This is a genomic window from Clostridium sp. Marseille-P7770, from assembly GCF_902143525.1.
Classification (GTDB): Bacteria; Bacillota; Clostridia; order Lachnospirales; family Lachnospiraceae; genus Pilosibacter.
The window spans coordinates 467124-480748 of the sequence record NZ_CABFVC010000001.1 but is presented as its reverse complement, the minus strand read 5'-3'; the positions used below and the strand labels follow the sequence as shown (position 1 = coordinate 480748).

Genomic DNA, 13625 nt, shown 5'->3' with positions numbered 1-13625 from the left:
ATGTTACTTTGCACGGGTAGGAATTTTCTGAACTGAAAATTCCGTATGATACCGTTGTGGTCGCGGATTTTGCCGATTTGGAATGCGAAGCATCGGCAAAATCCTGTTACAGTGCGTGGGCACTGAAGTGCCTGTGTACTGTAACGTGAATATAAAGGGTGAAAAGAATGAGCTTGGGCTATAAAAACAACATCAATGCGGCGGTGACCGCCGTTTCCAATACTTTTATCGACGAATATATGGGGACAGCCAGCGGGGAATATGTAAAAGTGTATCTGTATCTTCTGCGCCATGAAGGTGAGAATGTGGAGATCCCGGATATCGCGGATGCGCTGAACCACACAGAGGCGGATGTCCGCCGCGCTCTGGCCTACTGGGAGCGTGCGGGTGTTCTCGCACCGGAAAGAGAATTCGTGGAAGAGCAGGAGACTGCGGCAACGCGGGAGATGACGGAAGAGACAGAGAATTCAGGTGTAAGGTTCGCGGGAAATCGGCAGACTGTGGGATCTGTGTCCGGGCAGGGAGAAATGAACGGACAGAAATCAGGGGCAGTAGTTCCGATGGACGGATGGTCATCCCAGGATGGGTCGACCATGAAAAAACCTGCGATCCCGGATGCGGGAGACACCTATGACCGGATGAAACGTCTCTCCTCCGATGAGGAATTTTCCGCACTTCTCTACGCGGTCCAGCAATATCTCGGAAAGACGTTCAGCGCGATCGAATGTGAAAAATTCGCGTATTTTTATGATGTGCTCCACATGTCCTGCGAGCTTCTCGAATATCTTGCGGAATACTGCGCCGAGGGCGGCCACACGAGTATCCGCTACATAGAGAAGGTTGCATTAAACTGGTATCAGGCCGGGATCCATACCCGGGACGAGGCGAGAGAACATTCGACAAGATACTCAAAAGACACTTCCGCCGTTATGAAATCATTCGGCATCATGGGAAGAAATGCAGGGACCGCGGAGCAGGAATTTATGCGCCGCTGGTTTAAGGAGTTCGGCTTCGATGCTGCGATCGTCACGGAGGCATGCAACAGGACGCTCACGGCCACAGGATCGGCGAGTTTCCCGTATGCGGATAAAATCCTCACGGGCTGGAAAGAAAACGGCGTGAGGACCTTACAGGACGTCGCAGCCCTGGATAAACGCCGTCAGGAAAAGCAGGCGAAGAAATCCACGGCAACACCGAAGCAGAACCGGAACACGTCCTCAAACCGCTTCAATAATTTTGAGCAGCGGTCCTATAATTATGATGATTATGTCTGGGCGGATATAAAAAGCAGAAAGTAACTTTCCGGCAGATGAGCGCACTTGCTGCGCGACACATGGAAAAGACAGGCAGGAAGGAAAAATCCCGGGGACGGGATCGACCCGGAAAAGAAGGAGGAAGTGCGGATGGCACTCAGTAATTCCCAGTATGATGCGATCATGCGGGTCTACAACCAGAGACAGTTTCAGGATAAACGGGACCAGGATCAGCGGGTTGCTGAAGTTTTTGAAAAGATTCCGCAGGTAGAGGCGCTGTCCGACGAGCTTGCGGCGACGATGGCCCAGGCGGCGAGAAAGCTCCTTGCCGGTGACCGGGCGGCAGCGGACCAGCTGAAAAAGGACGCGGAACTCTTAAAGGAGCAGAAAGCGCTCTATTTAAAACAGAACGGATATCCGGCAGATTACCTGGAACTCCAGTATGTCTGCCTGGACTGTAAAGACACCGGATATGCAAACGGAAAGAAATGCCACTGTTTCCGTCATATGGAGATTGAGCTCCTTTACGATCAGTCCAATATCCGCGAAGTCCTGGAGCGCGAGAATTTTGATACCCTGTCCATGGAATACTATGACAGGACCCATGTGGATGAGAAGACGGGAATGACCGTCTACGACTATATGTCCATGATGATCAGGGAATGCAAAGAGTATGTGGAAAACTTCAAAAATGAAAAGGGAAGTATCCTGTTTACCGGAAATACCGGCTGCGGTAAGACGTTTTTGAGCAACTGCATCGCGAGAGAACTGATCCGCAGGTACTATTCTGTTGTCTATCTGACAGCAACGGATATGTTCGATATTCTGGCGGGCAGCCGGTTTAATGGAAATGATGACGATGAGGCGAAGGACCGGGCCGCTTATATCCTGGACTGTGACCTTCTGATCATCGATGATCTGGGAACGGAGCTGATCAATACCTTTACGGCGTCGCAGATGTTCTACTGTGTGAATGAGCGCCTGAACCGGAACAAGGGAACGATTATCTCCACAAACCTGACACTGGGGGAACTCCAGGATGCATTCACGGAGCGCGTGACGTCGAGGATCATGAGCAAGTATAAGATCATACCGCTGATCGGTGACGATCTCCGCCTGGTGAGAAGAGGATTTGTGCGGAGAGGCTGATAAAGCTTCAGGAAAAGCGGAGCTGGCGCTGTGAGAAAACAGCATTGTGAGGTGCCGGATCCAGATGCCGGATAAAATTAATCGGAAAATGGGAAATCCTGTCAGAACGGGTCGGAAATCCGGTTGACGGTATGGATGGTTGGTGCTATAAATGAGATGTATCGCGAATGCCCGGTTGGATTCTGCAGAGAAAGCGGGCGGAAGTGATCCAGATGCCGCAAAAATGAAGGGGAAATCCGGAAACGCAGGATCCGGATGCGGCGGAAAATATCAAAAAATGAAAATTATCAGGGAGGAACAGGAATGCTGTACGAAGAAAAGCAGATTGAGACAATACCGGTTGGACCATTAGGTCTGATTCCGCTGAAAAGCTGTGAGGATCTGGGTAAGAAGGTAGATGCCTGGCTGGTCGAGTGGAGAAAAGAAAGAGAGAGCGAGCACAAGACCACGATCGCTTTTGCCGGATATCAGAGAGATTCCTACATTATCGGCGCGAAGACTCCGCGTTTCGGCTCCGGTGAAGCAAAAGGAGAGCTGACAGAGTCTGTCCGCGGTGATGACCTCTATTTAATGGTAGATGTCTGCAACTACAATATGACCTATACGATGAACGGCTTAAAGAACCACATGTCTCCGGATGATCATTATCAGGACTTAAAACGTGTGATCGCAGCAGTAGGCGGAAAGGGCAGAAGGATCAATGTGATCATGCCGTTCCTCTATGAGAGCCGTCAGCATAAGAGAACCGGTCGTGAGTCCTTAGACTGCGCGATGGCACTTCGCGAGCTTGTCGACATGGGTGTTGAGAACATCATTACGTTCGATGCGCATGACCCGCGTGTCCAGAATGCGATCCCGTTAAAAGGATTCGAGACCGTACAGCCGACTTACCAGTTCATCAAATATCTGTTAAAGAATGAGAAGGACCTTCAGATCGACAGCGACCACATGATGGTCATCAGCCCGGATGAAGGCGGTATGGGACGTGCAGTCTTCTTCGCAAACGTTCTTGGACTTGATCTCGGTATGTTCTACAAGAGACGTGACTACACAAAGATCATCAACGGACGCAACCCAATCGTTGCCCATGAGTTCCTCGGCGCAAGCGTAGAGGGCAAAGACGTGATCATCGTTGATGATATGATCTCTTCCGGTGAGAGCATGCTCGACACCGCCAAAGAGTTAAAGAGAATGAAGGCAAGAAAGGTCTTCATCTGCACGACATTCGGTCTCTTTACAGGCGGGTTAAAGAAATTTGATGAGTACTATGAGAATGGCATAATCGACCGCGTTCTGACGACAAACCTTGTCTACCAGACACCGGAGCTGCTCTCCAAACCGTACTACATCAATGTTGACATGAGTAAGTACATTGCTCTTATCATCGACAACTTAAACCACGACGCGTCCTTGAGCGATCTCTTAAACCCGACAGGAAGGATCAACCGCCTGTTGATGAAGTACCGCGCCGGGGAGAGATGAGAATATTGGCAGCGAATGAACTGCAGTGAATTAAAAATTATGTGACCATATAAGAATGCCTGTCCTTTATCGGAAAATTTTCCGGAGAAGGACAGGCATTTCTTTATTTCTAGGACTCTTGCGAAAGATTCAGCTTTCATCATAGTGAGATTGCGATGAGATATGGTACTCTTTGATCCTATACTGCAGGCAGCGCCTTGAGATGGCAGGATATTCGGCTGTTTTGGTCCGATAACCGGAACAGTATTGGAAACAGGAGATACTGAAAATCCCTTGGAAAATGAAGTGGGAAAAAACATTAAACTAATTCACGAATCACCCGGGCTACGAGAGTACGGGAAAGAAGGACTGGCTTTTGGGTCAGAGCCTGGATACGCTCCTTCATTTCGATGGTGTATCCGATGCAGTCTAAAAGGATCAGATCTGTATCAGCGGGGATCTCCTTTGCGGCTGCAAAAACAGCGAGAGGATCACCGTATGGGGATACCGAGGTCACGTGGAGAGAGTCACAGCAGTCTTTCCACTTTCCGGGCATCTGTTCCGCCTGCGCTTTTGTAGGAATGATGACAGACAGATTTTTCACGCCGATGGCCGGGATCAGTCCCTTTAAGATATGGTCAGGGAAGATAAGAGGGACATTGGAGTGAAATTCAGCCGGAAATTCTCCGGTGCAGAGGAAAAGGATAAGAGAAACACCCTGCTGTTCGAGATCGTCAATGCAAAGCTGCAGGCGGGGAAGAATGTAGGATTCTCCGAATGTTGCTGAGGTTCCGTCCGTGAGTCTGGACACAAGGACATTTTCACCGGGACGCGGAACAAACTTTGCGATCTCTTCCTTTGAAAGTCCGTCCAGTGCTCCTGCCTGAATGATCTCAACCGAGTCTCCGAGGATGGGCTGGATCTCAGGAATCAGGTCAACTCTGGGAGACTGGCCGACAGTGATCGCGCCGATTTTTTTCATAGTGATACCCCTTTCAGAATCATTGGTTTGAGGGCTGCCTGTGGCAGTCCGCAGGTACATGATACCTTTGCTCAGATATCATCAATATATCACATCTGCAGCCTCAAAGCCAGATAAACATTGGGCTTTCCATCTATCAATCCGCACCTTTCGTATATTTCTGTCTCTTCCGAACGAATGTGGACGGCGTCATTCCGAGGCTCTCTGCGGCCTCACGGACGTTTCCGTACTTTTCGTAGGCATGGTTGATATATTCCAGTTCCAGCTCTTCCATAGCGGTTTTCAGGTCCTTTACAGGGTCGAGGACTCTGGACTTTGTTTCCGGGGCGATCTTCTACTGTGAATAAGTGGAGAGCATCGAATGGACCGGGAGCTCTTAAGGACGCTGATCGGGACCTATGAGCCGGATTATCTGATCAGAATGCCGGAGGTTTTCTTAATGACTTGTCGCTTATCAGGTGGTGCATGTCAGGAGGTAAAATAAATTTAACAGAAATTTAGGATTTTCCGCTATCTGGATGTGGTATGATAATGGCACAGAAACGCTGATGTGCGTAACTAATGTGCGCGTCAGCAGTCTGATTGATAAGATATAAGAAATATGCTATAATGAAATGCGGCTTGCAGAGAGGAGACAGCTATGAGAAAGACGTATTTGTACATGACAGCAGTAGTAATGAGCGCAGCTTTGGCGGCCGGATGCCAGAAGGCAGAACCGGTGGAGACAACTGCGGCAGCAGAGACAGTGGCTGAGTCAACCGGGACAGGAACGGCAGAGAATGAGTCCTCTGAAACCAGTGGAACAGCGGCGCAGGACGATGAGAGGCTTGCGAATTATCACCTGCTTCAGGGGGTTGTGACGGGGAAAAATGACGAAAAAGGAACGTTTACGCTCAAAGCAGATGATGGTGGAGAATATGTGATCACGACCGAGAATATCGGTGACGTGGAGACCGAGATCGCAGATGACAGTCTTGTTGTGATCGGCTATATCGGCGTCGAGATCCATGACAATATGGATCTGGAGAAAGTCAATATGGTGATCGCGGCACCGGGAGATGATGACTGGACGATCGCATACGCAGAAGGAACGACGACGGCCAATGCGATGAGCACGTTTATGATGGTGACGGCGGATGGAACTGAGATGGGGTTCATGAAGGATGGCTGTCCGATGGATGAAGATGCTCTGGGCGGAGACAGCGGAGCGAAGATCAGCGTTGTATATATGGATTCCGAGGATGTAAGTTTCCCGTTGGAGATTAAAAAAATGCAGTAAAAAATTTAAATATGGGAATCTTTCCCGGAAAATAGCTGGTTATAACGGCCTTCAGTTTGGCTGGCCGGGAATAGGGAATGGCGGCAGGAACAAATTTTAGAATAGAATTGAAGAGCCGTGGAATAGCATGGCTTTTGAGAATCATAACATATCAAGAAGGGAAAAGAGGTCTAAAAATGGCAGATTTATTTCACCGTGTAAGTATTAGAAAATTTAAAGATGAGGCTGTATCAAACGAAGATATCGGCTATATCCTGGAGGCAGCGATGGCAGCGCCGTCCGCGAAGAACCAGCAGCCGTGGGAGTTTTATGTTGTAGAAAACCGTGAAGTTTTAAAACGGCTCGGAGAGTCCAGCCCGTTCTCCGCCCCGGCAGGAAAAGCGCCGGTGGCGATCGTGACCGCATACCGTGAGGAGTGCGATCTACCGGAATTTGCACAGATCGATATGAGCATCATGATGGAAAACCTGTGGCTTGCAGCGGATGAGATCGGGCTTGGCGGCGTATGGCTTGGCGTAGCTCCGAGAGAGGAACGGATGAAAGATGTAGAAAAGATCGTCGGGATCCCGGCGGGACAGCGTGCCTTCGGCGTATTTGCTCTCGGTTACCCGGATGAGGAGCGGACCCAGCAGGATCGGTTCGATCAGAGCAGGATCCATTATGTGAAATAAGGTAACTGTTCAGTAGGTCTGCGCATTTACTGCGCTGACCGTAAGAAAACTTAGAATAGAAGGCAAAAATCCTATCGGCACAGCCGATTTGGAATGGATTTTTGCGCGTAACTGTGAGGTACTGAACAGTTACGAAATAAGATAGAAGAAGGAAAGGGGGCTGTTGCACTAACGTGCGGCAGCTCATTTCATATTCCCAACACAAAACGCCGAGCTTCGAAAAGCCCGGCGTTCGTGGTATAATCAGTTTATGCGACTAAACAAAATAATACAGAGAGATTATACCTCTTTTTCTCTGTATTATCAAATCAAACTTCCGCTGGATTTAGAGATTTCTATTCCATCTGATGATCCGGTTCGTCTGGTAAGTGCCTTTGTGGAGGAAATGGACCTTTCTGAACTGTATAAAACTTACAGCAGGATCAGAAAAAATCAGGCAACGCCGCGTCAGATGCTGAAACTCGTCATCTATGCAGTAATGAATCGAATCTACTCAAGCAGGGATATCCAAAAGGCATGCAAACGGGATATCAACTTTATGTACCTCCTGGAAGGAATGCCGGCTCCTGACCATGCAACGATCGCGCGTTTTATCTCCCTGCATTTTTCAGCTTGTGCAAAGGTACTGCTTGCCCAAATGTCAGATCTGCTCTATCTTCTTGGTGAGATCTCAGGAAAGACCATTTTTATTGATGGCACCAAGATCGAGTCTGCAGCCAATAAATATACCTTTGTATGGAAACGGGCTATTACGAAAAATCAGGCCCGGTTATACACAAAACTATCTTCTTTTGTGGCTGAATGTGAAGAACTCTATGGAATCAGGACCGTATACCAAGACCGGATATCCATCCACACATTAAAACGGTTAAAGAAGCAGTTGTGCCGCATAAAAGTGCAGGAGGGAATTGTGTTTGTACATGGAATCGGGCGTAGAAAAACACAATTACAGAAATCCCTGGAACAGCTGGATCAATATCTGGAGAAACTAAAGGAATATACAAAAAAGCTGTATACGCTTGGGGATAGAAACAGCTATTCCAAAACAGACCCTGACGCAACCTTCATGAGAATGAAAGAGGACGCGATGCTGAATGGACAGTTAAAGCCTGCTTATAACATTCAGCATGGAGTGGATTCCGAATACATCACATGGATCGATATCAGCCCGCACCCTACCGATACACGTACCCTGATCCCGTTTTTGAAAGACATGGAGAATCACCTGGGATTTAAGTATTCAGAAGTCGTTGCAGATGCCGGGTACGAAAGTGAAGAAAACTATCTTTTCATTGAGGAAAACGGACAGACCGCCTATATAAAGCCGCAGAACTATGAGATTTCGAAGACCCGAAAATACAAAAAAGACATCAGTAGAAGGGAAAACATGGAGTACCATGCAGACAGGGACAGCTACATCTGCCTCAACGGAAGGGAACTAACTGTCACAAATGAACGCAGAAGTAAAACAACTAGCGGATATGTCAGTGTAAAAACTTATTACAGAAGCCCAGACTGCACTGGTTGCCCTTATAAAACGGAATGTATCAAGGGAAACAACTGCAAAACACCAATGGAAAAGCGCAATAAAGTGCTGATGGTTTCAAAAACGATGAACCAGAAACGCGCAGAAGATCTGGAACGGATCACAAGTGAGTATGGAACGATGCTCCGTATGAATCGCAGTATTCAGGCAGAAGGTTCTTTTGCTGACGTAAAGGAAGACATGAATTTTCGAAGATATCTGTATCGTGGAAAGGCAAATGCACTGGCAGAGAGCATCCTTCTGGCAATGGGACGAAATATCAATAAGCTTCATTGCAAGATTCAGACCGGAAGAACGGGAAGTTATCTTTTTCCATTAAAAAGGGCATAGATTTTGATAGTTGAAAACAAAACAGCCTGAAATAAGGCATGCCGAAAGGGATGCCTGGGAATGAACTGCGTTTATAAAGAATGGCATCGAAAATGTGACCGATTTCGCCCCCATTTGGGCATAAAGCAGGGCTGCCGCCCAGCAAAAAATATTTGCTAATGCGACAGCCCCCTTTTGCTTATGTCAGAAAGAAAATGCTGGCCAGATGCTCAGATGATAAGTGGAAATGTAACCCATGCTACACTGTAGCAATTCATATAGAAAATAAAACGGGATTCCGATATCATGAAGGCAAAGAAAGAGACCGGGAGGAATGATCATGAAGAAAATTTTTGATTATGTCGATCAGAATTTTGATCGCATGATGGAGGAAATGAAGGAATTTTGTTCCCATCGCAGCGTAGCAGGGGACAAGACCGGATTGGAAGAGACAAGAAACTGGATCGACAAGAAGTTAAGTGCAGTGGGAATTCCGCACGAGTTCCAGAAAGTGGAGAATGGAAATGCCTTAATCTCAGCTTCTGTTTCCGGAGAAGATGGAGATAAACATCCGTCTCTGTTATTCTATAATCACTACGATGTCGTGGAAGAGGGAAAACATGAGCTGTGGTCCAACGAGCCGTTCGAGCCGGTGATCCGTGACGGTGTTCTCTATGGGAGAGGCGTGTCGGATAATAAAGGTCCTCTTCTCTCAAGAATTCAGGCGGTGGAAGCGATTCTTGCAGTGGAGGGTAAGTTGCCGATCAATGTAAAATTCCTGTTTGAGGGCGATGAGGAGACGAGCAGCCCGTCTTTATCAAAGTTTTCCAGAGAACAATCAGAAAAGTTTAAAGAATTATCGAAAGCAGATGTCTGCCTGTGGGAAAATGGGCGCCGCGATGAAGAAGGAAGACCATGGGCGAGATTCGGCGTCAGGGGAAGTGTGAGCTTTGAACTGTCGGTAGAAACTGCGAAAAAAGATGTTCATGCCAGAATGGGGACATATGTTCCAAGTGCATCCTGGCGGCTTGTATGGGCGCTTGCAAGTCTGAAAAGTGCGGATGAGAGAATCACGATTGAAGGATTCTATGATGATGTCCTTCCGGTGACGAAAAAGGACGAAGAGATATTAAATGCATTCCCATATAATGAAAAGAGCCAGTTGGAAAAACTGGGAATTACCTCATTCCTGCGGGGAAGCAGTGGGTTGGAGCTGAAAAAGCAGATCTATATGGAGCCATCCATGTCAGTCTGCGGTTTGGAAGCCGGTGAACTTTACAATGGAGCCAGAGGAATCGTGCCGCACAAAGCATACGCGCGGATCGGATTTTATCTGGTTGCGAACCAGTCTCCGGATAAGGTGGAAGAACAGCTGCGGGAACACCTGAAAAAGCATGGTTTTGGAGATGTAAAAGTCGTACGCAGAGGCGGAAATACTCCGGTCCGTACCAGCGTGGATATTCCGTTAAAGGAATGGCTAGAACATTCCGCGGCGGAAGTTTATGACAAACCGATGGTGATCGAGCCGACAGCTCTTGGCGGTGGCCCGGCGATCTATTTTCACCGCGCATGGCCGGATATGCCGATCGTTGGCGTAGGACCAGGAAATACAAATGCAAACCATCATGCACCGAATGAAAATATGAAGCTGGATGACTACAAGGCATCCATAAAACATATGATCGCGCTGATGTATGAGATGGGGAAACAAGATAGAGAATAAGAAATAAAAGAACAGATCTGGTATTTACACATAATACCAGATCTGTTTTACTTATGGACTTTAGTCTGTTGAGCCCATTGGAGTTTTTCGCTGATCCGAAAAATGGAGATGGGCGAAACAATAAACCACCCGCTATGCGGGTGCGCGTCGATTGTTATACAAAAAATTACCTTTCCGTTTACAATAAAGTTGTTCAGGCTATATTGCAGAAAGGAAAGGTAATTTATGGCGAAGAAAGAAAATTCACTCGCACATACGAAATGGATGTGCAAATATCATATCGTCTTCACACCTAAGTATAGACGAAAAGTAATCTATTATCAATACAGAGAAGACATTAGAGACATTATAAAACAATTATGCAGTTATAAAGGCGTACAAATCATCGAAGGTCATGTGATGTCGGACCATGTCCATATACTAGTAAGTATTCCACCGAAAATGAGTGTATCTTCATTCATGGGATATTTAAAAGGGAAGAGTGCGTTAATGATGTTCGACAAGCACGCAAATTTAAAGTATAAATTTGGTAATCGTCATTTCTGGTCAGAAGGTTATTATGTTAGTACAGTAGGACTAAATGAAGCCACAATCAAGAAATATATTCAAGATCAGGAAAAGCATGATATTGCAATGGATAAATTAAGTGTAAAAGAATATGAAGACCCTTTCAAGGGTTGAGGCTAAGTAGTATCAACACCCCTTAAGGGGTAGCGACGAGTCAAGAGCAATATGGCTTGAACGGAGCTGTGGGAAGACTGCGTAAGCAGGATTCCCATAGCTGAAAGAGAAAGCCAGCGCCTTGAGACGCTGGCCTAGTAACGGTGGGCTTATAGCCCTAGTGCAAACCACCCTTTTGAAGGGTGGTGGTGACTTAGATATCAAAGGTGGGATCACGATCAATCCGTAATATGGATGCTGTTGAGTTCCACCCGTTTATTAATGACACGGAGAAAGTCTTCGCGTGCCAGTTCACTGATCAGGCGGCTCACCGTCACACGGTTTGTTCCTATAATAGAGGCAATCTCCTGATGTGTGTAATAATGGCTCAACGGATACCAGGTGCGGTCTTTGCTGGATGCCGGATCGGACAGGAGAACAAAGAAATTTTTCAAACGTTCTTTCACGCATTCGAGAGTTACACTTTCAAGTTCCCGCTGTAAGAATGCCCGCTTATTGCTCAGACTGCGGATGATGGCATCGCGAAACACCTTTTTTTCAATCAGAATATCATATGCATTGGCATCAATTTTATATAAAACAAGATCAGTCAGCGCAGAGGTATAACGCTCTGCGATCGAAAACATTTTTTTATTTGCAAACAGACTTTCCGTAAGAAACCATCCGGCACTGAGAATGTAGGAAATCTTTTCCTGCCCGGTCAGCCCAAACATGGAGTGGGAGGTCGAGCCACTTGCAATATAAGTGATTTCTGTAAGCTTTTGACCGGGTTTAATATAGTAGGTATTAGCAGGCACCTCAATGCGGTACCCATATGTTTTTACAAGCTCGGAAAGCTCGTCGTTGATATATGGTTCGAAATTTACACAGTATTCTCGTTCCAAAGCCAAACACCTCCTTAAAATGCGGGGAATGCCGGGACTCCAGCTTAAAAATATGAAAGTGAAATACATCATACAGTTATGAAAAAGTTTATCATTATGCCTAAAAATTGTCAAGAAGTATAGCTTTATAGAGTAAAACAAGAAAAAATGTAACATTTATTACAATGTGACATTGTTTATAGCGAAATAGTAAGAAATTTTGCTATAGTTAAGCCACAAAAGAAAACCTGATCAGGCCCCTCGAGAAGTCAAGAAGAAAAGGAGTTGTATGTATGAGTCAGAAGAAAAAATTTCAAATTCCTCACGTATTTGTTATTCTGGTAATGATTGTCATTTTTGCAACAGCTATGACATATATCATCCCGGCAGGAGAATTTGCCAGAGTGAAGAATGAGGCAACAGGAAAAATGATCGTTGACGCGACCTCTTTCACATGGGTTGAACAATGTCCGGTAAGTTTCTTTAAAATTCCGAACTACATAGTGAAAGCATTGGCGGGCTCAAGTCTGATCTGGATGACGATCTTCAGCGCGGCTTCCATCGAAGTAATTCTTGCGACAGGCGCGTTCGACGCAGCAATCAATATTATGATCCACAAGTATAAAAGCAGTGAGAAGCTGCTGCTGATCGGAACAATCATCGTATTTGGTATTTACGGTATGCGCCAAAACCCGGTCAGTATGATTGGATTTATTCCGGTACTTGTCCTGTTCTGTCGTATGTGTGGATATGATGCGCTGGCTGCGGTGGCTATTGTTGTTCTTGCGGCAGGTGGCAGCCAGAGTATTGGACCGGTAGCTCCGGCAACAACAGCGATCGCGCAGGGATTCGCAGATCTCCCGATTTTCTCCGGAATCGGCTATCGTTTAGTGCTCTGCGCAGTGTTCCTTGCGCTGAATGCATACTTTATCGTTACGTATGCGATGAAGGTAAAGAAAGATCCGAAAAACAGTCTTGTATATGACTTAGAAGAAAATGCAAGAAAACAAGGACTGGATACAAGCGTAGATAAAAAAGCAACGATCACAGTACGCCAGATCCTTGTACTGATCGTATTTTTTGTAAGTGTTCTTGTTCAGGTTTACGGCGGCATCAAACTTGGCTGGGGCAATACGGAGACAGCAGTTGCGTTTGTATGGCTTGCAGTTGCCGGTGGAATTGTCGGCGGTATGATGCCGAGTGAGATTGCAAGACACTTTAGCAAAGGCGCAGCAAAGATGATGACAGCAGCTATCATGATTGGTATTGCGACAGCAATTTCCAGTGTACTTTCTGATGGAAAGATCATCGATACAATTGTACGCGCGATCGCGAATGTTCTGATGGCATGCCCGGCATTTATCCAGGGACCGATGATGTTTATCGCGAACGTTCTGATCAACGTATTTATTCCGTCCGGTTCCGGACAGGCCGCTGCCGTTATGCCGCTTATGGTTCCGGTTGCAGACCTGATCGGAATGACAAGACAGACCGTTGTTCTTGCGTTCAACTTTGGTGACGGACTTGGAAACTATATCATTCCAATGTCCTCAGCGCTGATGGCAAACCTTATGGCAGCAGGTGTATCCTATGGCACATGGATGAAATTCATGAAGAAAGTATTTGCAAGCTGGGTCGTTCTTGCATGCATTGCAATGATCGTTGCACAGATGATTCATTATGGACCGTTCTAATAGGCATCGGAGGT

General features: G+C 46.6%; 13 protein-coding genes. 10 read left to right on the top strand and 3 right to left on the bottom strand.

All coding sequences use genetic code 11. The annotated features are described in order from the left end of the window. The first annotated feature begins 167 nt into the window (after positions 1-167). The 3 genes from FN001_RS02220 to FN001_RS02210 all read left to right on the top strand — a co-directional run bounded on the left by FN001_RS02220 (position 168) and on the right by FN001_RS02210 (position 3884). Positions 168-1298 carry a DnaD domain protein gene (locus FN001_RS02220; protein ID WP_142410644.1) on the top strand — a complete coding sequence of 377 codons (1131 nt, stop codon included), beginning with the start codon at positions 168-170 and terminating at the stop codon, positions 1296-1298. A 105-nt stretch (positions 1299-1403) separates the two neighbouring features. Beyond that, positions 1404-2402 (top strand): ATP-binding protein, encoded by a 999-nt coding sequence (locus FN001_RS02215; protein WP_142410643.1) that lies wholly within the window; start codon positions 1404-1406, stop codon positions 2400-2402. A 303-nt stretch (positions 2403-2705) separates the two neighbouring features. Further along, entirely contained in the window at positions 2706-3884 is a 1179-nt protein-coding gene (locus FN001_RS02210; RefSeq protein WP_142410642.1) for a ribose-phosphate pyrophosphokinase, read from the top strand. Positions 3885-4182: 298 nt separating this feature from the next. On the opposite strand, the gene FN001_RS02205 is transcribed toward FN001_RS02210, so the two are convergent. Further along, entirely contained in the window at positions 4183-4845 is a 663-nt protein-coding gene (locus FN001_RS02205) for an AroM family protein (protein WP_142410641.1), read from the bottom strand. A 136-nt stretch (positions 4846-4981) separates the two neighbouring features. Continuing rightward, positions 4982-5131, bottom strand: a complete 150-nt coding sequence (locus tag FN001_RS02200) for a helix-turn-helix domain-containing protein (RefSeq protein ID WP_279230953.1) — start codon at positions 5129-5131, stop codon at positions 4982-4984. A gap of 75 nt (positions 5132-5206) precedes the next feature. On the opposite strand from FN001_RS02200, the gene FN001_RS18575 reads away from it, so the two are divergent. The 6 genes from FN001_RS18575 (at position 5207) to tnpA (ending at position 11054) form a co-directional block, all read left to right on the top strand. After that, positions 5207-5329 (top strand): hypothetical protein, encoded by a 123-nt coding sequence (locus tag FN001_RS18575; protein WP_279230948.1) that lies wholly within the window; start codon positions 5207-5209, stop codon positions 5327-5329. Between the two features lie 156 nt (positions 5330-5485). Then, positions 5486-6124 carry a hypothetical protein gene (locus FN001_RS02195; protein WP_142410639.1) on the top strand — a complete coding sequence of 213 codons (639 nt, stop codon included), beginning with the start codon at positions 5486-5488 and terminating at the stop codon, positions 6122-6124. A 176-nt stretch (positions 6125-6300) separates the two neighbouring features. Next, positions 6301-6795 (top strand): nitroreductase family protein, encoded by a 495-nt coding sequence (locus tag FN001_RS02190; protein WP_142410638.1) that lies wholly within the window; start codon positions 6301-6303, stop codon positions 6793-6795. A 250-nt stretch (positions 6796-7045) separates the two neighbouring features. After that, positions 7046-8671: an IS1182 family transposase gene (locus FN001_RS02185; protein WP_142410637.1), complete on the top strand. Its 1626-nt coding sequence runs from the start codon at positions 7046-7048 to the stop codon at positions 8669-8671. Between the two features lie 319 nt (positions 8672-8990). After that, entirely contained in the window at positions 8991-10373 is a 1383-nt protein-coding gene (locus tag FN001_RS02180; protein WP_185911810.1) for a M20/M25/M40 family metallo-hydrolase, read from the top strand. A gap of 225 nt (positions 10374-10598) precedes the next feature. Beyond that, positions 10599-11054 carry an IS200/IS605 family transposase gene (gene tnpA, locus FN001_RS02175; protein WP_142410635.1) on the top strand — a complete coding sequence of 152 codons (456 nt, stop codon included), beginning with the start codon at positions 10599-10601 and terminating at the stop codon, positions 11052-11054. 218 nt (positions 11055-11272) lie between these two features. On the opposite strand, the gene FN001_RS02170 is transcribed toward tnpA, so the two are convergent. Further along, on the bottom strand, positions 11273-11938 hold the full coding sequence (locus FN001_RS02170) for a Crp/Fnr family transcriptional regulator (protein WP_181967959.1): 666 nt from the start codon (positions 11936-11938) through the stop codon (positions 11273-11275). A 272-nt stretch (positions 11939-12210) separates the two neighbouring features. Here FN001_RS02170 and FN001_RS02165 point away from each other — a divergent pair, with 272 nt between their 5' ends. After that, positions 12211-13611, top strand: coding sequence for a YfcC family protein (locus FN001_RS02165; RefSeq protein WP_142410634.1), 1401 nt, complete (start codon positions 12211-12213; stop codon positions 13609-13611). The last annotated feature ends 14 nt before the right edge of the window (positions 13612-13625 follow it).